Raw genomic sequence first — 18,418 nt, forward strand, 5'->3', positions numbered from 1 at the left:
CTGCCCGCCCGGAGACCGTGGCGGTCGTCGCTCTCGGCGCGAATCTCGGAGATCGGCATGAGACGATCCGTGCGGCGGCCCAGCGGATCGCGCGGCTGCCGCTCGTGAGCGACGTGCGTCTCTCCGACCTGTTCGAGACCGTCGCACTCCGCCTCGACGGACCGGATCCCGAGGCACCGGGGTACGTGAACGCGGTCGCCCTGGTCACCACGCGTCTCGCCCCGGAGATCCTCCTCGGGATGCTGCACGCCATCGAGGACGAGAACGGTCGGGAGCGCCGCGAGCGGTGGGGCGACCGCACGCTCGACCTCGACCTCATCGCCTACGGTGACGTCGTCTCGGACGAGCCGCGTCTGCAGCTGCCGCACCCGCGCGCCGCGGAACGGCTGTTCGTGCTCGACCCCTGGCTCGACGTGGACCCGGATGCGGTGCTTCTCGGACGAGGACGCGTGGCCGACCTCGCGGCCGAGCTGCACGGTCGGGGCGAAGGATGAGGCGCACGTCTGCGGGGCTCCTGCTCCTCCTCGCGCTGCTCGCGGCCGGCGGCGGGTTCCTGCTCGATCATCTGCTCACGGCGTCCGGCCGCGTCACTTTCACGCCGTCGCTGCTGCTCCCGGTGCTGCTCCTGCTGATCGCTGCCGCCTCCCTGGGCGTCGCCTGGCCGGTGCGTCGCAGCGTGCGCTCGGGTGTGCGCATAGACCCGTTCCGCGCGCTGAGAGCGGCGACGCTCGCCCGTGCCTCCAGCCTGCTCGGCGCCATCATGGCGGGCTTCGGAGCGGGGCTGCTGGTGTTCCTCCTCTCACGGCCGGTCGATCCACAGGTAGGGTCGACTGTGGCCATGCTGGCCCTCGTCGGTAGTGCGATCGTCCTCACGATCGCCGCGCTCGTCGCCGAACAGTTCTGCACCCTGCCGAAGGATCCTGATGACTCAGAACCCAGAGACCGCGCCCCTGAACCCGGCGGAGGGCACTGACCTCGCCGCCCTCGACCAGGGCACGTACTCCGAGCTGCGGACGGCTCGGAACGAGGCCCGCCTGGAGCTCGACGGCGCGTGGCACCAGATCTCGCCGCGCTACGTGGTCTCGCAGATCGTGCAGAACGTGATCTTCCTCGTGATCGTCGCCGCCGCGGCGCTCGTGCTCAGCCTCGTGCTGCACCAGCAGTGGGTGTGGATCCCCGCCGGCATCGTCCTTCTCATCACGGTGATCGCGCTCATCATCCTTCCGCGCCAGGCGAAGGCGATCGGGTACATGCTGCGCGCCGACGACATCGTCTTCCGCAAGGGCATCCTCTGGCAGCGCATGATCGCTGTGCCCTACGGCCGCATGCAGCTGGTGGACATCACCCAGGGCCCGCTCGACCGCGGCTTCGGCATCGCGCAGCTCAAGATGGTGACGGCCGCCGCGACGACCGGCGTGCAGATCCCCGGTCTCACTCAGGAGGCTGCGGAGGCGCTGCGCGACACCCTCATCCACGTCGCCGAGACCCGCCGGACCGGCCTGTGAGCGAGCCGCAGCTCCCTCCGTCCCCGAGCGCGGCGGCGGCCGTCGGCGACTCGTCGACCACCCTCGCCAACGGCGAGTGGCACCGCATGCATCCGCTCACGCCGCTCTTCAAGGGCGGGCTGGTGCTGATCATCGTCGCCGGCATCGTGATCACGAACATGCGCGATCGTCTCATCACGTGGGCCGTCGCGCTCTTCGCGCCGGAGGAGGCGCACGTCGGCGACTACTCCGGCGGCGATCCCGTCGACTGGGTGCTCTCCAACAACCTGATCCTCGTCGCGCTGCTCAGCGTGCTCGGGCTCGTCATCGTTCTCGTGCTGATCTTCTGGTTCGTCTGGCGCTTCCATCAGTTCCGGATCACCGGCGACCACGTCGAGGTGCGCAAGGGGTTCATCTTCCGCTCGCACCGACGGGCTCCGCTCGATCGCGTGCAGGGTGTCAACCTGACCCGTCCCTTCCCGGCGCGCATCATCGGACTCGCGAAGCTGGAGGTCGTGGGCGCCGGAAACGATGCGAACGTCGAGCTCGAGTATCTCGCGACATCGCGCGCCGAGTCCGTGAGGTCGGACATCCTGCGCCTGGCATCGGGCGCCAGGGCGGCCCGCAACGCGGCGCTGAACCCGGGTTCCGCCCCGGCCCCGGCTGCGACCGCGCCGGGATCCGCGCGCGCGCAGCTGGTCGGATCGGTGAATTCCGGAGTCAACGACCTCCTCGCGGGTGTCGACCTCGCCGACGTCGTCCCCGAGAGTGTCGTCAAGATCCCGACCGGACGCCTCGTCGGATCGCAGTTGATCTCGGGCCTGCTGTGGGTGGTGTTCTTCGGCGCGATCTTCGCGATCGCGTTCGGCAGCGCGCTGATCGGCCTGCTGATCGACGGCGACACCGACGGCGGCGTGCTGCTCGGCCTGGGCTTCGGCATGGGAGTACCGCTGGTGATCGCCGTGGTCGGTATCACCTGGGCGCAGATCTCGAAGTCGCTGCGCTACTCGATCGCCCCCACCCCCGACGGCGTGCGCATCACGTACGGGCTCCTCACGACCGTGACCGAGACGCTCCCGCCGGGGCGCATCTTCGCCGTCGAGGTGACGCAGTCGCTGCTGTGGCGCCCGTTCGGCTGGTGGACGATCAAGATCAACCGGATGAGCGGCAAGAGCGCCGCTCAGCAGTCCTCCGGCAGTGGACAGCAGTTCAACGTGGTGCTGCCGGTCGGCAAGCGCGCCGACGTCGAGCGCGTGCTCGCGCTGGTGCTGCCCGATGTTCCCGCCGAGAGCATCCACTCCCTCTGGGAGCAGGGTGTCGTCGGCCCGATCGAAGGCGACACGTACCGCACGATGCCGCGGCGCGCGTGGTGGCGGCGTCCGTTCTCGTGGAAGCGCCACGGCTACCTCGTCGAGGAGTTCGGCCTGCTGCTGCGTCGGGGCATCGTCTGGCGCAAGCTCGCCGTGTTCCCGCTCGCGCGCCTGCAGGGCGTCTCGCTCAGTCAGGGGCCGATCGACCGGTCGCAGCGGGTCTCGGGCGCACAGGTGCATTCGGTTCCGGGACCCATCACCGGCTACCTCTCCGGCCTCGAGCGCGCCGATGCCCTGGCGCTGCTCGACGACGTCAGCCGGGCGGCCGCCGAGGCCGCATCGCGCGACACGACCCACCGCTGGAGCGAGCATGCGGCCGCCGCATCCGAGGCGCAGCCCGTGGGGCCGCCCGCGTACGCAGGTCCGCCGTCCGTGACTCCGCCGCCGCCATTCGTGCCGAACCTCGCGCCCCCGGCGCCGGGGGCGCGACCGGCGCCGTTCGCCCCGCCGGCATCGTACGCGCCGCCGGCATTCACGCCGCCTGCTGCGGCGCCGCCCGCCCCGGCAGCTCCGGCTGCCGCGCCGTCGGCCGCACCTGCGGTACCGCCCGCCCCTGCTGCCGCGCCGCCGGCGCCTCCCGCTGCGCCGGCCGCGCCTCCCGCCGAACCGCAGTTGCGGCGGCGGAGGACGCCGCCGCCCGCACCGTCGGATCAGCCGGAGGAGTGACGGTGGCGCGGGACGGGCGTCTCGGCGTCGGCATCATCGGCGCGGGACGTGTAGGTCCGGTGATCGGTGCGGCGCTCGGCGGAGCGGGGCACGCGGTGATCGGGATCACGAGCGGCTCCGATGACGAGCGCGCCTCTGCCGTGCTGCCGGATGTGCCCGTGCTCGACGCGCTGGAGGTCGTGCGTCGAGCCGAGCTCGTGGTCATCGCGGTTCCCTCCGAGCAGTTGCCGTCACTGGTCGCCGGCATCGCCGAGGTCGGGGGCTGGCAGATCGGGCAGCTCGTGCTGCACACCGATCCCGCGTACGGCATCGACGTGCTGCGGCCGGCCGCCGAGCGCGGCGCGATCCCGCTCGCCGTGCACCCCGCCATCACGTTCACCGGGACCTCGATCGACCTGCGTCAACTGCAAGCGGGGTTCGCCGCGGTGACGGCTCCGGCCGCAGTGCTGCCGATCGCCCAGGCGCTCGCGGTGGAGATCGGATGCGAGCCGGTCGTGATCGCGGAGGCAGACCGACCGGCCTATGCCGATGCGATCGCGACGGCCACCGAGTTCTCGCGATCGATCATCGGCCAGTCGACGGCCCAGTTGCGCGAGCTCGGCGTGGAGAATCCGGGCGGCTACCTGTCGGCGCTGGTGCAGTCGACGGTGGAGCGTGCGCTGCGCGAAGCATCCGACGCTCCTCCGTTGATCTGACGGTAGCGGCGGCTCATCGTCCGCCCGAGAACCCTCCGCCTCCGCCACCACCGGAGAACCCGCCGCCGAACGACCCGCCGGCACTCGACGAGCCGCCGGCTGATGGTGCGGAATACGTCGCTGCCGATTGCGACGACGCCATGAACGACGCCAGCTGCATGCGCAGGGCGAACGAGGTCGGGTCGCCGATCCAGGAAGCGCCGTGCTGCTCCTGTGCGTATGCACGCTCGAGCACGTCGCCCCATTCGTCCTCCATGCCGAAGAGGATCGCGTAGGGGAGGAGCCGCTCGTACACGTGGATGACATCGGCCGTGCCGTCTTGACGGCGCTCGGCGCCGCTGTAGGACTGCAGCATCTGCAGACGGTCGGCGTCTGCGACCCGGATGAACTCCTTCACCCCTTGCAGGTACTCGGAGGTGCGCGCTCCTTCTGCCGTGAGGACCGTGTGCTTCGAGAACGCGTACACGCTCGACAGGAACACGAGGAACGCGACGAACGACATGACGACGAGGGCGGGGATCGCCGAGAGGCGGCCGCTGGTGGCTGCCCAGATTCCCAGGCCCAGTCCGATCAGCGCGACACCGATCGCGCACCACTGCACGATCACGGCGCCACGACTTCGCACCCTCTCGGTGAAGCCACGGGATGCCGCTGCGGTCGTCCCGCTCTGCTGAAGCGCGGTCATGCGGGCGGCGAATGCCTCATCGGCGGCGGGCAGATCGACCACCCCGTCGGCGTCGGCGTCGAGGAACAGTGCGTCCAGCGCCTCGGCATCCAGCTCGTCCGGTGCTTCCGCCCCCGGGATGCGGCGCAAGCGTGACTCTTCGGCCTCCACGCCTTCTTCGATGCGCAGGCTTCCGCGCACGGCGAGGTGCACGATCTCGGCGGGGATCACGTCCTTCGCGCCGGTGATGACCGTCGCCGCGATGAGTGGGGGCAGGGAGTCCGGCACGTCGTACTGCGCCACGACGATGCCGGTGGCCACTCGGCGTCGGCGGCGGAACGCCCAGACGGCGAACCAGCTGCCGACCGTCAGGCCTGCAGCTCCCGCGGCCGCGACGAACGGAGCAACGTCGCCGACCGGGTCGGGTGTGCGCGCGAGGGGCTGTGCGACTGTGCCCGGCTCGAACCCGATCGCCACGGTGACCCCGTCGCCGGCGGCTCGCTCGCCGGATTCGACGCCGAACACCGTCACGCTGCCATCGGTCTGAGGACCCCGCAGCTCGCACTCCGTCCGGGACCCCGTCGGCCCGGTGTAGCACCGCGTCGAGCCGGTGAGTGCCGCGCCCAGCTCCTCATCGAGAACGATGTCAGCGCGAAACCGCTCGATGGGCTGCGTGCTGTCGAGGGGGAGCAGGTTCCAGTAGAACTCGTCCACCGACGGTGTCGACGCCCCCGCGGCCGGCTTCGTCGCGATGACCGTGTCGCGCATCTCGTACTCGATCACGTAGGTGGTGAGCCCGTGCACGTAGGTGTCGTCGTCGCCGGTGAGAACGTACAGCAGCCCATCTTCTTCGTCGGTCTCGTGCGGCACCTCCTGGCCATCCTCATCGGTCACGGAGAGGACCTGCGTCTCGGTGCTCGCCCCCTCGTAAGACGTCAGCAGGCCGCGGACGATGCCGTGGTTCTGGTCGGTCTCGGGGAAGCGGGCGACCAGCGTCTCGGTCACATGCGTCCGCGCCCTGCCTTCGTCGTCGAGCCCGACCTCGTACACGGCATCCCATGACGCATACGAGAAGTCGTCGACGCCGCCCGGTTCCGTGTCCGCGCGCACCTGCGGTGCGAGTCCGGGTCCGACATCGGCAGCGGCTGCCGCGGGCGGTGCGACGGCGGTGGTGGCGAAGGCGACGGCGAGGGCGGCGAACGCGCGGAGGATCCGTGGATGGGCCATTCTTCGAGGCTACCCAGCATGCGCCGTGAGCCGGCACGTCGCCTCGGTAAACTGGGAAGGACTTCCAAGGAGCCCCCACATGACTGACGCGTCTGCCGCGCCCGAATCGGCCTCGACCGACTCTTCTCCCGAAGAGGACGTCCACGAGCAGAAGGCCGTGCGCCTCGCCAAGCGTGAGCGCCTGATCGAGAAGCGTGCGGATGCCGGTGGGGGAGCTTTCCCCGTCGCAGTGCCGGTCACGCACACGATTCCCGCGCTGCGCGCCGAGTACGGCGAGCTCGAGGCGGGCGCCGAGACGGGTGTCATCGTCGGCATCGCGGGCCGCGTCGTCTTCAGCCGGAACACGGGAAAGCTCTGCTTCGCCACCCTGCAGGCCGGTGACGGCTCTCGCATCCAGGCGATGATCTCTCTCGCGAACGTCGGCGAGGAGTCGCTCGCGGACTGGAAGGAATACGTCGACCTGGGCGACCACGTCTTCGTTCACGGTGAAGTCATCTCCAGCCGCCGCGGAGAGCTGTCGGTCATGGCCGATGGCTGGGCGATCGCCTCCAAGGCGATCCTCCCGCTCCCGAACGCGTACTCCGAGCTCAGCGAGGAAGGCCGCGTGCGCAGCCGCTACCTCGACCTCATCGTCCGCGAGCAGGCACGAACGACCGTGCGTGCCCGTGCCGCCGTGAACGCGAGCCTGCGCGCGACGTTCACGAGCCACGACTACCTCGAGGTCGAGACCCCGATGCTGCAGGTGCAGCACGGTGGCGCCTCCGCTCGTCCGTTCATCACGCACTCGAATGCGTTCGACACCGAGCTGTACCTGCGCATCGCGCCCGAGCTCTACCTGAAGCGTGCGGTCGTCGGCGGCATCGAGCGCGTGTACGAGATCAACCGAAACTTCCGCAATGAGGGAGCCGACTCCACGCACAGCCCCGAGTTCGCGATGCTCGAGGCCTACCAGGCGTACGGCGACTACAACCAGATGGCCGCGCTCACACAGGAGCTCGTGCAGAAGGCGGCGATCGCGGTCGCCGGCTCCACGACCGTGACCTGGGCCGACGGCACCGACTACGACCTCGGCGGGGAGTGGGACCGCATCTCGATGTACGAGTCGCTCTCTGCTGCATCCGGTCGCACGGTCACACCGCAGGACTCGGTCGCGGACCTCATCGCCTTCGCCGAGGCGAACGACGTCGATCTTCCTCCGCAGGCCACCCACGGCAAGCTCGTCGAAGAGCTGTGGGAGCACTTCGTGAAGGGCGACCTGGTTCGCCCGACCTTCGTGATGGACTTCCCCGTCGACACGTCGCCCCTCGTGCGCGAGCACCGCTCGATCGCCGGCGTCGTCGAGAAGTGGGACCTGTACATCCGGGGCTTCGAGCTGGCGACCGGATACTCCGAGCTCGTCGACCCCGTGATCCAGCGTGAGCGGTTCGAAGAGCAGGCGAAGCTCGCCGCGCGAGGCGACGTGGAGGCGATGCCGGTCGACGAAGAGTTCCTGCGGGCGCTCGAGCACGGCATGCCGCCGTCCGGGGGAATGGGCATGGGGATCGACCGTCTGCTGATGGCGATCACCGGCCTCGGCATCCGCGAGACGATCCTCTTCCCGCTCGTCAAGTAGTCCCTGCAGCCGGCGGTCATGCCGCCGTGCTGCGATGGAACGCCCACTCCGGAAGCATCGCGCCGGCGATCATGGTCTCCAACAGGGCGGCCAGGGAGTACCGCGGGTCGATCTCGCGGACCAGCTCCAGATAGCGGGCGGCGTGGGTGGCTCTTCCCAACGCCCACGACAGCCATGCCGCCGCGGTGAGCGGTGCCGGTCGTGCATCGCGGGGTGCCCGCGCGGCCGCCTCGCGCACGACGGACAGTGCGAGGCGGAGTCGATCGAGGTCCGGGGCGGGGCCCTGGCCCAGGAACAGCCGCCCGAGCTCGTCGGGGACCATCTCACCGGACTTCGCGAAGGCGGTCTGCGCGTCGAGTGCGCGGATGCCTCCCGCGAGGTCGCTCGCCCACTGCGCGATCGCCACGTCTCGGAGCAGCGGACGCTCCAAACACCACAGCAGCGTCGCGGTCGCATAGGGCGGAAGAGCATCGGGGGCTGCGAGCACCGATTCGAAGAACGCAGGCACGTCTTCGAGCATCACGAGCGCAGCGATCAGCTGCGGATTCTCCCGCCCGGTCAACCGTCCCTTCCCCTCTCCCTCTCCCTCTTCGTCGAGCAGCGCCGCGAGTTCGAGTGCCGCTCTGCCCACCCGCTCCTTCTCGGAGAGATCGACCGCGGGGAGTCGAGCCCCGGCCGCCTGGTCTTCGCAGATGTCAGGTGCAGCGGTGCCCTCGGATGGGTGGCGGATCTCTGCCAGCGGGTGGAGGGCGGGGTCGCTCTCCGCATAGTTCGACCACCCGGAGGGCGTCACACAGAGCGCATCGACGATGCGCAGCCCCGCATCCTCCGCGCAGCCGAGCAGTTCGTCGACGGCCACGGCATGGGGGAGGACGAGCCCGTCGCGGGTGGCGTGCGAGCATTCGTCCGTGTACACGACGACGGCGATGGCATCCGTCCCCTGAACGCGGGCGACGAGACCGACCGCGGCGTCGGCGTACGTCTCGAGGTCGGTCCCGTCCGAGGGGAGATCGAGTCGCATGGCCCCATCGGTGCGCGTGCCGTGGAAGGGCAGCAGCACGACGCTCCGGCGAGGAGTGAAACCCGCGAGAGCGGGGACGATGCCGAGGAATGCGGCGGAATCGGTGGCGCGAAGCAGTGTTGTCATGCCGAGAGTGTCTCGGAGCGGAGATCCCTCGGGGGCGGGAAAGCCGGATTGTGGACGCGGAAGCTGAACGCGCGGCGGTGTGCACGAGGAGTGGCTCGCGTACCATGGGGTGATGGACAACTTCTGGCTCGCTGCGGCATGGTCGCTTCTGCCGACCATCGGGGTGAGCGTCGTGTTCGTCTTCGTGCTCCGCGGCATCCTCCGCTTCGACCGCACGGAGCGCAAGGTCCACGCGCAGATCGAGGCGGAAGAGCGCGCGGCACGGGGCCTTCCGCCGCGCGTCTGAGTCCCAGCCATCCGCTACTGTGAAGCCAGCGCCCCGGCTTCGGCGCGCTCCCGAGGTGATCGTCACCGCGGTGGGGAAGGTGCACGATGACCGCGGAGACCTGGGGCTGGTGGATCGCCGCCTTCCTGCTGGTGCTCGACATCGCGATCCGCGTCACGGCGATCATCGTCATCCCGCGCAATCGGCGTCCGACCGCCGCGATGGCTTGGCTCCTCGCGGTGTTCTTCATCCCGTTCGTCGGAGTCTTCCTCTTCCTGCTGATCGGAAACCCGCGCCTGCCGCGCGCGCGTCGACGCAAGCAGGACCAGATCAACGAGTACATCGCCGAGACGAGCGAGCACCTGCACTTCGGCACTCTGCGCCCGAACGCCCCCGCGTGGTTCGGGCCGATCGTCCAGATGAATCAGAAGCTCGGAGCGCTGCCGCTCTCGGGTGACAACGGTGCGCACCTGATCTCCGACTACCAGGAGTCGCTCGACGAGATGGCCGAGGCCATCCGCACTGCACAGGACTACGTGCATGTCGAGTTCTACATCCTCCAGTCGGACACGGCGACCGACAACTTCTTCCGAGCTCTCGAAGAGGTGTGCGCCCGCGGCATCGAGGTGCGCGTGCTTCTCGATCACTGGGCCAACCAGGGCAAGCCCCGGTACCGGCAGACCATCGCCCGACTCAACGCGATGGGTGCGGACTGGCACCTGATGCTGCCGGTGCAACCGCTCAAGGGCAAGATGCAGCGCCCCGATCTGCGCAACCACCGCAAGCTCCTCGTCGTCGACGGCAACATCGCGTTCCTCGGATCGCAGAACATCACGGATTCGACATACAACCTGCCGAAGAACATCAAGCGCGGGCTGCACTGGGTCGATCTCATGGTCCGCCTCGACGGCCCGGTGGTGCTGAGCGTGAACGCGATCTTCGTCGCCGATTGGTACAGCGAGACCGACACGGTGCTCGAGGGAATCGACATCGCCCATGCGAACATCGGCTCCGGCGACCTCGACTGCCAGGTCGTGCCGTCCGGCCCCGGGTTCGAGGTCGAGAACAATCTGCGTCTCTTCCTCGGCCTGCTGTACGCCGCGAAGAAGAAGATCATGATCGTCAGCCCCTACTTCGTCCCCGACGAGGCGCTGCTGCTCGCCGTGACCGCGGCGGTCGATCGTGGGGTCCACGTCGAGCTCTTCGTCTCGGAAGAGGGCGACCAGGCGATGGTCTACCACGCCCAGCGCAGCTACTACGAGGTGCTGCTCAAGGCCGGCGTCCGCATCTGGATGTACCGCAAGCCGTACATCCTGCACACCAAGACGCTCACGATCGACGACGAGGTCGCCGTCATCGGGTCCAGCAACATGGACATGCGCTCGTTCGGTCTGAACCTCGAGGTCTCGATGCTGGTGCGCGGCGAGGAGTTCGTCACAGAGATGCGCGAGGTCGAGGACAAGTACCGTTCGCTCAGCCGTGAGCTGACGCTCGAGGAGTGGATGCAGCAGCCGCTGCGCTCGACCGTGCTCGACAACCTCGCCCGCCTGACCTCCGCCCTGCAGTAGTCGTCGCGGTCCATCCGGGCTTTCCGGGCGATCTGCCCTCGGGCTACCCTGTGAGCATGACCTCTGCGCTTCGTCCCCTCGCCTCTGTCGTCGGCCTCGTCGCCGCAGCACTCCTCGTCGCGGGATGCACCGCCGGCCCCGGCTCCGACGCCCCGTCGAGTTCGCCGGCCCCCGGCGCGGGAGACGTGGACGACCAGAACGACTTCGAGGGCGCGCTGCTCGACAACGGCCGCATGTTCGCCGTGATCACGGTGGGCTCGTCGACGTGCGTGCCGCAGGTCGATCAGGTGACGGCCGAGGGGCAGACCGTCACCGTGACGCTCGTCGACCCCGAGGGCGAATCGCCGAAGCCGTGCACGAAGGATCTCGCTCCGCGGGCGAGCCTCGGCGCGCTGCCGGAGGGCGTCGACCCGAAGTCGGACATCACCCTGAACGTGACCTATGGCGACCTCACCGACGACGTCGACATCGACGGTGACCCGGCCGCCACCGGCACCCCGGGAACCACGACCGAGTTCCAGCCCTCCGCTGCTTGGCTCGACGACGACGGCCTCGTGCTGCTCACCTGGGGATCTTCGAGCTGCCTGCCGCAGGTCGAGTCTCTCGAGGGTGCGGGAAACACCGGAACCGCGTACTTCGTGACCGACGAGAATCAGGTCTGCACGATGGACATGGCACCCCGTGCGACCTTGCTCGCGTTCGGGGAGGACACGGTCGAGGACGACGGCACTTTCACGCTGACCCTGGTCGGCGGTGGACTCGACGGCACGGTCGAGGTCCGCTGACCCCTGCGGGAACCCGTGGAGATCTTCTGGGCCACGCTCATCTTCTTGGCCGTGATCAGCGTGGTGATAGTGAACAAGCGACGTAAGCGCTGACGGGCGCCACCCGCGTCAGAGCAGGTGAACCGGGTGGCCGGGCGGCAGCGCGAGCAGCAGCGCGCCGGGGTCGGCCCAACACGTGATGCGCACGGCGACGCCGAACTCGTCGCCGTCGAGCTCGATCGGAATCGGGGTCGGAGCGGCAGCCTCGGCCGCGGCCCCGTGGAAGAAGTGCACCGACGCGTTCTTGCCGCGGCGTTCGAGCACACGGCGCCCCGCACGGAAGCGCCGCAGCACGGAGTTGTCCCACCAGATCTTGCGCCACACGGCGAACCAGCCGAGCACTCCGGTGGGTTGGATGACGGCGATGTCGAGGGCGGCATCCGTGATCGATGCGTCCGGGATGAGGGCGATGCCGGCGGGAAGGGTGCCGCAGTTCGCGAAGAGCAGACTGTACGCACGGTGCGAATGCAGTCGCCCCTCATCGACCTGGTACACGGCGCGGAACGGCTTCGCGCGGGGGAGGGAGCGGGCTGCACCGTCGACGTAGGCGATCCATCCCACGGACTTCTTCAGATCAGAGCGGGTGTTCGCGATCATGTCGGCATCCAGTCCCATGCCGGCCAGAACCACGAACGCGTGCTCCTCCTCGTCGCCGTTCTCGCGGGTCAGTCGCGCCCGACCGATGTCGATCGGATGGCGGAAGTCGCCGAGCGCCGCTCGGATCATCTCACCCGGGTCGGCGAGCGGCAGGCCGAGATTGCGTGCGAGCAGGTTCCCCGTGCCGCTCGGCAGGATCGCCAGGGGAACTCCGGAATTGGCGATCGCCTCCGAGACCGCGCGCACGGTGCCGTCGCCGCCGGCGACCAGTACGACATCGACGTTGCGTGCGAGCGCCTGTGCGGTCGCGCCCTGCCCGGCATCCTCGATCGTCGTCGGATAGAAGGCCGGGTGATCCCATCCGGCCTCACGCGACAGATCGCGCACCGTCGCACGCAGATGCTTGCCGTCGACCTTGATCGGGTTGTAGATGAGCGCCGCCTGTCGCAGAACCGGGGCGCTAGAGGTCATGGCGCTACTCTAAACCGGGACACACCCGAGTGGCCTCACAAACGGACCGCGCTATTCCGGTCGCCAGGAAGAGGAGCATTCGGATGCACGATGACTCCGACGACGCGACCCGCGCGGTGCTCTCCCGGCTGATCACGGCCGAACCCGACAGACTCCGTCGGCGCAGCATCTCGTTGGGGGTACCGGCCGCGGACGCCGAAGACGCTGCGCAGACATCCCTCCTGCGCGCCTGGCGCTCGGTCGCACATCTGGAGACGCCGCAGCCCGGCCGCGTGTGCTCCTGGCTCGACGCCATCGCGCGGAACGTCGCCATCGACCTGGCACGGCAGCGTGCGCGCCGACCGGAGGCGGTTCTCGACGACGACACCGCCGGGGACCAGACGGGTGTGGATGCCGCGGTGGAGATCCGCGTGTTCCTCGACGGCGCGCTCGAGGCTCTGCATTCGCTGCCGGAGACCATCCGGGAACCGCTGCTGCTGACGGTGGTCGACGGGCTCTCCACCGAGGAGGTGGCGACGCGCCTCGGGATCGAGCCGGCAGCCGCGCGGCAGCGGATCTCCCGGGCGCGCAAGGCGCTGCGGGCCTGCCGCGCGACGGGCATGGGTGACGGCTGAGGGAGGCCCGACCTTCGGACCTCCCCGAGAGGTTCAGGCCGTGCCGAAGGGATTGTCGACGGCGTATCGCCAGCCGTGCACCTCGTCGTGCACCGCGACATCGGCCGTGGTGCCTGCGAGAGCGATCTCGGAGCCGTCGGGGCCGGTGCCGGTGATGGTCCAGTCCGCGATCGCGAGTCCGGTGCCGGCACTCTCGAAGACGTGACGGACGCGCATCGAGATGGGCAGGTTCAGCCCGAGGAACTGCTCGAGCGCGCCGCGCACGGCGGCCGTGCCCGTGACGGCCGTTCCCGGCGCCGGGGCGAAGACGACGTCCGATGTGTTCAAGGCCATCAGGCCGTCGAGGTCGCGGGCGTTGAACCGGTCGGCGAACGCGAGGTTCAGCTGGTCGAGGGAGGTCACGGGGATGGTCATGGGGTTCCTTTCCTGGGTCGACCGATTGCCGACCTCTGCAGAGGAAGACGACGCAGCCGCGAGCCTGTGACATCCGGATTCGCCGTCGGCACGGCACCGTAGACTTGGGAGATGATCGACCTCGCACTCCTCCGCGAAAACCCGGAGATCGTCCGCCGTTCACAGGCTGCCCGTGGAAACGACCAGAGCACCGTCGACGTCGCACTCGAGGCCGATCGATCGCGCCGGGCCGCACTCTCCGCTTTCGAGGAGCTGCGCGCCGAGCAGAACGCGTTCGGCAAGCAGGTCGCGAAGGCTCCCAAGGACGAGAAGGCCGCCCTCGTCGCGCAGGCGAAGGACCTCGCCGAGCGCGTGAAGCAGGCGCAGCATGCGGCGAACGAGGCGGCGGAGGCGGCATCCGCAGCCCTCGCCCGGATCGAGAACGTCGTCGTCGACGGCGTCCCCGCCGGCGGCGAGGCCGACTTCGTCGAACTGCGTCGGGTGGGCGAGGTGCCCGCATTCGACTTCGAGCCGCGCGACCACCTCGAGCTCGGTGAGCTCCTCGGCGCGATCGACATGGAGCGCGGAGCGAAGGTCTCCGGTGCGCGCTTCTACTTCCTGCGCGGCATCGGGGCCCGCCTCGAGATCGCCCTCATGAACCTCGCGCTCGACAAGGCCCTGCAGAACGGGTTCGTGCCTCTGATCACGCCGACCCTCGTGCGCCCCGAGATCATGCAGGGCACCGGGTTCCTCGGCGAGCACGCCGACGAGGTCTACCACCTCGACAAGGACGACGACCTGTACCTCGTCGGCACCAGCGAGGTCGCGCTCGCCGGGTACCACAAGGATGAGATCGTCGACCTCGCCGACGGAGCACTCCGCTACGCGGGCTGGTCGACCTGCTACCGCCGCGAAGCGGGTTCGCACGGCAAGGACACCCGCGGCATCATCCGGGTGCATCAGTTCAACAAGCTCGAGATGTTCGTCTACACGACCGCAGAGGAGGCCGAGGCGGAGCACCTGCGCCTCGTCGCGCTGCAGGAGGAGATGCTCACCTCCCTCGGGCTTTCCTACCGTGTGATCGATGTCGCTGCGGGCGACCTCGGCTCGAGCGCAGCACGCAAGTACGACATCGAGGCGTGGGTGCCGACGCAGGGCGCGTTCCGCGAGCTCACATCGACGTCGAACTGCACGACCTTCCAGGCGCGCCGACTCGACGTCAGGCACCGCCCGGCCGTCGATGCGACGGATGCTGCCGCGCAGGGCTCCGCGAAGACGCAGCACGTCGCCACCCTGAACGGCACGCTCGCCACCACGCGTTGGATCGTCGCTCTGCTCGAGACGCACCAGCAGGCCGACGGATCGGTGCGTGTGCCCGAGGTGCTGCGTCCGTACCTCGGCGGCCTCGAAGTGATCCTGCCCCTCGGCGACGGGCGGGCTGCTCGATGACGGGGCACTGGCTGGTCGGCCTCGACGTCGACGGCACCATCCTGCTGCAGGACGAGACCATGAGTCCCGGTGTGCCCGAGGCCATCGCGCGCGTGCGCGATGCCGGGCACGTGGTGACCATCGCGACCGGGCGCAGCTGGATGGCCACGCGCCGCTACGTCGAGGAGCTCGGTCTGACCGCCGACTACGTCGTGTGCTCCAACGGCGCCGTGACGATGCGCCGCGACGGCGACGACTGGGAGCGCTGGAACGTCGAGACCTTCGACCCCACTCCCGTCCTCGGGCTACTGCGCGACCGTCTTCCCGACGCCCGGTACATGGTCGAGCTCGCCTCCGGGCAGCGGCTGTTCACCGAGCAGCTCGACGACTGGACGCTCGACGGCGGCCGACAGGTCGACTTCGACGAACTCGCCGCGCTGCCGGTCTCGCGCATCGTGGTCGTCTCGCCCGGTCACGACGAAGACGACTTCCACCGCCTGGTGGCGGATGCCGGTCTCAACGAGGTCTCCTACGCGATCGGGTGGACCGCGTGGCTGGACATCGCCCCGCAGGGCGTCGACAAGGGCACCGCCTTGGAGCAGGTGCGCACCGAGCTCGGGCTCGACAGTGGACGCATCCTGGTCGCCGGCGACGGGCGCAACGACATCGGCATGTTCGGGTGGGCGCGCTCCCTCGAGGGACGGGCCGTGGCGATGGGGCAGGCTCCGGACGTGGTGAAGGAAGCCGCGAGCGAGGTCACCGCCGACGTCGAGGACGGCGGTCTGGCGCAGGCGCTCGACACGCTTCCAGCGCCCGCCCAGGTCAGCGGGGGAGAATAGAACTCGGCTAGACTCACGCCTTGTCGACAGATACGTCTGTCGAGGAGGGTTGTCCGAGCGGCCGATGGAGCTGGTCTTGAAAACCAGTGGGCAGAGATGTCTCGTGGGTTCGAATCCCACACCCTCCGCATACTGAGCACGGTGACCCCGCACCGGTGCTGAATCCGAAAGGGCCCGTGTGAGCGAGAACACCCGCCGCCGCACCATCGCACGACACGGTCAACTCGCGACGCCGAGCTCGCTCAGCCAGCTGCTGAAGTTCATCGCGATCGGTCTGGCCGTGGTGCTCGTCAGCGGGTTCGGCGTGGCGATGTACATCGCTTACGACTTCTCCAGCACGGTCGCGGCGAACGCCGTCGACCTGGACGGCCAGGAAGTCATCCCGCCGGACATCGGCGAGTACGAGAGCGGCTTCAACCTCGTCCTCACAGGTGTCGACACCTGCGAAGAGAAGTACAAGGATCTGTTCGGTGACCGGTGCACCGGGGGCGACGCCGAGGGCACACTCAATGACGTGAACCTTCTGGTGCACGTGTCGCAGGAGCCCCGCCGGATCACCGTCGTCAGCTTCCCGCGCGACCTGATGCTGCCCATCCCGGAGTGCACGGACGAAGACGGCAACGTGCACTCGGCGATGAGCAAGCAGCCTCTCAACACGGCCTACACTGACGGCGGCCTGAACTGCGTCGTCCAGACGATTTCGCAACTCACCGACCAAGAGGTCCAGTTCGCGGCATCCGTCACCTTCGGTGGCGTGATCGAGATCACCAACGCCATCGGCGGCGTCGACGTGTGCCTGGCGAACCCGATCAAGGACCGCTACACGGGCCTCGACATGGCCGCGGGAACCCACACCGTCGAGGGCCTGCAGGCGCTGCAGTTCCTTCGCACCCGTCACGGTGTCGGCGACGGCAGCGACCTGGGCCGTATCGGCAACCAGCAGCAGTACATGTCGAGCCTCGCCCGCAAGATGATCAGCGGGGAGGTGCTCGGCAACGTTCCGGTCATGCTCAAGCTGGCCAACACGGCCCTGAGTAACCTCGAGGCCAGCACGTCGCTGGCGAACAACCCGATGACGCTCGTCCAGATCGCCCTCGCGGTCAAGTCGGTCCCGTTCGAGGACATCGTGTTCGTGCAGTATCCGACCGGTGCCGACTACGCCGACCCGAACAAGGTCGTCCCCAACGCGGAAGCGGCCGCGGCGCTCTGGGATGCGCTCGAGGCCAACGCGCAGCTGCAGATCACCCACGAGAACAACAGCAACGACGGTGTCGTCGTGCAGGAGCCGACGGCGCCGGTCGAAGAGGCGACGCCGGACCCCTCCGCGACGCCGGACAACGTCGTGGCGCTGCCGGACTCGATCAAGGGCAACTCTGCTGCTCAGGAGACCTGCTCCAACGGCAACGTCCGCTGAGTCGCGACTGCATCCGCGCAACCCGTTTGCGCGTTCTTGCAAGAACTTACGTAAACTGACCCCATGTCGAAGCGACTCGCCGAGGTGGCGCGCAAGGTCGGAGTGAGTGAAGCCACGGTCAGTCGTGTGCTCAACGACAAGCCGGGCGTCTCGGATGCCACTCGGCAGGCGGTGCTGACCGCCCTCGACGTGCTCGGCTATGAGCGCCCGACGAAGCTGCGCGGCGAGCGCGCGCGCCTGGTCGGCCTGGTGCTGCCCGAGCTGCAGAACCCGATCTTCCCCGCGTTCGCCGAGATCGTCGGCGGCGCACTCACGCAGAACGGGTACACCCCGCTGCTGTGCACGCAGAACGCCGGCGGGGTGACCGAATCGGACTACGTCGACCTGCTCCTCGCGCAGCAGGTGTCCGGGGTGATCTTCCTCGGCGGCAACTACACGCAGGCGGATGCCGCCCACCAGCATTACGAGCGGCTGCGACAGGTGAATCTGCCGACCGTGCTCGTCAACGCCCGCGTCCCCGAACTGCAGTTCGCGACCGTCTCGACCGACGATGCGGCTGCGGCCGAGCAGGCGGTCCTGCACGTGCACCAGCTGGGGCATCGCCGCATCGGGCTGCTGCTGGGGCCGCAGGATCACGTGCCTTCCCAGCGCAAGCTCGAGTCCGCGCGCCGCCTGCTCGAGAAGCTCGGAGCACCGCTCTCGGATGACCTCGTCGTGCGCGGCATGTACTCGCTCGAATCGGGGCAGGCCGGTGCGGCGCGACTCTTCGCCGCCGGCGCCACGGCCATCGTGTGCGCAAGCGATCCGATGGCACTCGGGGCGGTGCGTGCCGCACGTCGCGCGGGGCTGTCGGTGCCGGGAGAGGTGAGCATCGTCGGGTTCGACGACTCGGCGCTGATGAGCTGCACCGAACCGCCGCTGACCACGGTGCGGCAGCCGATCGAGTCGATGGGGCGCGCGATCATCGCGCTGCTGCTCGCGCAGATCGCCGGCACCTCCCAGCCGAGCGACGAGCTGCTGTTCGAGCCCGAGCTGGTGCTGCGCGCCTCGACGGGGCCGCTGGCCTGACCGGCATCCGGAAGACGCCGTCTTCCGTGCGCCCGCAAGTCATTGCAAAATTCCAACAATCTGTTTAGTTCT

The 18,418-nt window shown here is 69.0% G+C and carries 18 protein-coding genes and 1 tRNA gene; 15 read left to right on the forward strand and 4 right to left on the reverse strand.

All coding sequences use genetic code 11. The annotated features are described in order from the left end of the window. The 5 genes from folK to HCX50_RS09655 all read left to right on the forward strand — a co-directional run. The coding region (gene folK / locus HCX50_RS09635) for a 2-amino-4-hydroxy-6-hydroxymethyldihydropteridine diphosphokinase (RefSeq protein ID WP_205828992.1) at nucleotides 1–494 on the forward strand (494 nt) is incomplete at its 5' end. Continuing rightward, complete coding sequence (locus HCX50_RS09640; RefSeq protein ID WP_091035744.1) at nucleotides 491–973, forward strand: DUF3180 domain-containing protein; 483 nt, start codon at nucleotides 491–493, stop codon at nucleotides 971–973. The genes folK and HCX50_RS09640, both read left to right, overlap by 4 nt. Continuing rightward, nucleotides 924–1,505 (forward strand): PH domain-containing protein, encoded by a 582-nt coding sequence (locus tag HCX50_RS09645; RefSeq protein WP_091035741.1) that lies wholly within the window; start codon nucleotides 924–926, stop codon nucleotides 1,503–1,505. The genes HCX50_RS09640 and HCX50_RS09645 overlap by 50 nt, the downstream gene beginning before the upstream one ends. Continuing rightward, on the forward strand, nucleotides 1,502–3,520 hold the full coding sequence (locus HCX50_RS09650) for a PH domain-containing protein (RefSeq protein WP_167634054.1): 2,019 nt from the start codon (nucleotides 1,502–1,504) through the stop codon (nucleotides 3,518–3,520). The genes HCX50_RS09645 and HCX50_RS09650 overlap by 4 nt, the downstream gene beginning before the upstream one ends. Nucleotides 3,521–3,522: 2 nt before the next feature. Next, a complete protein-coding gene (locus HCX50_RS09655) occupies nucleotides 3,523–4,215 on the forward strand; it encodes a DUF2520 domain-containing protein (RefSeq protein WP_091035736.1) in 693 nt (230 codons plus the stop codon). 13 nt (nucleotides 4,216–4,228) lie between these two features. Here the strand turns inward: HCX50_RS09655 and HCX50_RS09660 are convergent, their stop codons facing one another. Next, nucleotides 4,229–6,106, reverse strand: coding sequence for a DUF2207 domain-containing protein (locus tag HCX50_RS09660; protein WP_167634056.1), 1,878 nt, complete (start codon nucleotides 6,104–6,106; stop codon nucleotides 4,229–4,231). Between the two features lie 79 nt (nucleotides 6,107–6,185). Between HCX50_RS09660 and lysS the strand changes: the two genes are divergently transcribed. Further along, complete coding sequence (lysS, locus tag HCX50_RS09665; protein WP_091035731.1) at nucleotides 6,186–7,718, forward strand: lysine--tRNA ligase; 1,533 nt, start codon at nucleotides 6,186–6,188, stop codon at nucleotides 7,716–7,718. A gap of 16 nt (nucleotides 7,719–7,734) precedes the next feature. Here the strand turns inward: lysS and HCX50_RS09670 are convergent, their stop codons facing one another. After that, nucleotides 7,735–8,865 carry a DUF4192 family protein gene (locus HCX50_RS09670; protein WP_167634058.1) on the reverse strand — a complete coding sequence of 377 codons (1,131 nt, stop codon included), beginning with the start codon at nucleotides 8,863–8,865 and terminating at the stop codon, nucleotides 7,735–7,737. Between the two features lie 112 nt (nucleotides 8,866–8,977). Here HCX50_RS09670 and HCX50_RS09675 point away from each other — a divergent pair, with 112 nt between their 5' ends. The 3 genes from HCX50_RS09675 to HCX50_RS09685 all read left to right on the forward strand — a co-directional run bounded on the left by HCX50_RS09675 (nucleotide 8,978) and on the right by HCX50_RS09685 (nucleotide 11,483). Further along, nucleotides 8,978–9,151, forward strand: a complete 174-nt coding sequence (locus HCX50_RS09675; RefSeq protein ID WP_167381640.1) for a hypothetical protein — start codon at nucleotides 8,978–8,980, stop codon at nucleotides 9,149–9,151. A gap of 86 nt (nucleotides 9,152–9,237) precedes the next feature. Further along, nucleotides 9,238–10,698, forward strand: coding sequence for a cardiolipin synthase (gene cls / locus HCX50_RS09680; protein ID WP_167634059.1), 1,461 nt, complete (start codon nucleotides 9,238–9,240; stop codon nucleotides 10,696–10,698). Nucleotides 10,699–10,754: 56 nt separating this feature from the next. Then, a complete protein-coding gene (locus HCX50_RS09685) occupies nucleotides 10,755–11,483 on the forward strand; it encodes a hypothetical protein (RefSeq protein ID WP_167634061.1) in 729 nt (242 codons plus the stop codon). Nucleotides 11,484–11,591: 108 nt separating this feature from the next. Here the strand turns inward: HCX50_RS09685 and HCX50_RS09690 are convergent, their stop codons facing one another. After that, entirely contained in the window at nucleotides 11,592–12,590 is a 999-nt protein-coding gene (locus HCX50_RS09690; RefSeq protein WP_091035719.1) for a diacylglycerol/lipid kinase family protein, read from the reverse strand. A gap of 83 nt (nucleotides 12,591–12,673) precedes the next feature. On the opposite strand from HCX50_RS09690, the gene HCX50_RS09695 reads away from it, so the two are divergent. Beyond that, a complete protein-coding gene (locus HCX50_RS09695) occupies nucleotides 12,674–13,204 on the forward strand; it encodes an RNA polymerase sigma factor (protein ID WP_167634063.1) in 531 nt (176 codons plus the stop codon). Between the two features lie 33 nt (nucleotides 13,205–13,237). On the opposite strand, the gene HCX50_RS09700 is transcribed toward HCX50_RS09695, so the two are convergent. Then, entirely contained in the window at nucleotides 13,238–13,618 is a 381-nt protein-coding gene (locus HCX50_RS09700; RefSeq protein ID WP_167634065.1) for a YybH family protein, read from the reverse strand. Nucleotides 13,619–13,729: 111 nt separating this feature from the next. Here HCX50_RS09700 and serS point away from each other — a divergent pair, with 111 nt between their 5' ends. The 5 genes from serS (at nucleotide 13,730) to HCX50_RS09725 (ending at nucleotide 18,346) form a co-directional block, all read left to right on the forward strand. Next, a complete protein-coding gene (gene serS / locus HCX50_RS09705; protein WP_091035711.1) occupies nucleotides 13,730–15,046 on the forward strand; it encodes a serine--tRNA ligase in 1,317 nt (438 codons plus the stop codon). Continuing rightward, entirely contained in the window at nucleotides 15,043–15,864 is an 822-nt protein-coding gene (locus HCX50_RS09710; RefSeq protein WP_167634067.1) for an HAD family hydrolase, read from the forward strand. Before serS ends, HCX50_RS09710 begins: the two co-directional genes overlap by 4 nt. A gap of 43 nt (nucleotides 15,865–15,907) precedes the next feature. Beyond that, a tRNA-Ser gene (locus tag HCX50_RS09715) sits at nucleotides 15,908–15,992 on the forward strand. Between the two features lie 50 nt (nucleotides 15,993–16,042). Next, nucleotides 16,043–17,278, forward strand: coding sequence for an LCP family glycopolymer transferase (locus tag HCX50_RS09720; RefSeq protein WP_167634069.1), 1,236 nt, complete (start codon nucleotides 16,043–16,045; stop codon nucleotides 17,276–17,278). A gap of 63 nt (nucleotides 17,279–17,341) precedes the next feature. Next, a complete protein-coding gene (locus HCX50_RS09725) occupies nucleotides 17,342–18,346 on the forward strand; it encodes a LacI family DNA-binding transcriptional regulator (RefSeq protein ID WP_091035703.1) in 1,005 nt (334 codons plus the stop codon). The last annotated feature ends 72 nt before the right edge of the window (nucleotides 18,347–18,418 follow it).

This window comes from Microbacterium sp. B19(2022) (assembly GCF_012030385.1).
Lineage (GTDB): Bacteria > Actinomycetota > Actinomycetes > Actinomycetales > Microbacteriaceae > Microbacterium > Microbacterium oxydans_B.

Coding starts and splice junctions, on each gene's coding strand:
- HCX50_RS09700 (WP_167634065.1), bottom strand. CDS start 13,618: ATGACCATCCCCGTGACCTCCCTCGACCAGCTGAACCTCGCGTTCGCC.
- HCX50_RS09640 (WP_091035744.1), top strand. CDS start 491: ATGAGGCGCACGTCTGCGGGGCTCCTGCTCCTCCTCGCGCTGCTCGCG.
- serS (WP_091035711.1), top strand. CDS start 13,730: ATGATCGACCTCGCACTCCTCCGCGAAAACCCGGAGATCGTCCGCCGT.
- HCX50_RS09645 (WP_091035741.1), top strand. CDS start 924: ATGACTCAGAACCCAGAGACCGCGCCCCTGAACCCGGCGGAGGGCACT.
- HCX50_RS09725 (WP_091035703.1), top strand. CDS start 17,342: ATGTCGAAGCGACTCGCCGAGGTGGCGCGCAAGGTCGGAGTGAGTGAA.
- HCX50_RS09670 (WP_167634058.1), bottom strand. CDS start 8,865: ATGACAACACTGCTTCGCGCCACCGATTCCGCCGCATTCCTCGGCATC.
- cls (WP_167634059.1), top strand. CDS start 9,238: ATGACCGCGGAGACCTGGGGCTGGTGGATCGCCGCCTTCCTGCTGGTG.
- HCX50_RS09710 (WP_167634067.1), top strand. CDS start 15,043: ATGACGGGGCACTGGCTGGTCGGCCTCGACGTCGACGGCACCATCCTG.
- HCX50_RS09690 (WP_091035719.1), bottom strand. CDS start 12,590: ATGACCTCTAGCGCCCCGGTTCTGCGACAGGCGGCGCTCATCTACAAC.
- HCX50_RS09695 (WP_167634063.1), top strand. CDS start 12,674: ATGCACGATGACTCCGACGACGCGACCCGCGCGGTGCTCTCCCGGCTG.
- HCX50_RS09660 (WP_167634056.1), bottom strand. CDS start 6,106: ATGGCCCATCCACGGATCCTCCGCGCGTTCGCCGCCCTCGCCGTCGCC.
- HCX50_RS09675 (WP_167381640.1), top strand. CDS start 8,978: ATGGACAACTTCTGGCTCGCTGCGGCATGGTCGCTTCTGCCGACCATC.
- HCX50_RS09685 (WP_167634061.1), top strand. CDS start 10,755: ATGACCTCTGCGCTTCGTCCCCTCGCCTCTGTCGTCGGCCTCGTCGCC.
- lysS (WP_091035731.1), top strand. CDS start 6,186: ATGACTGACGCGTCTGCCGCGCCCGAATCGGCCTCGACCGACTCTTCT.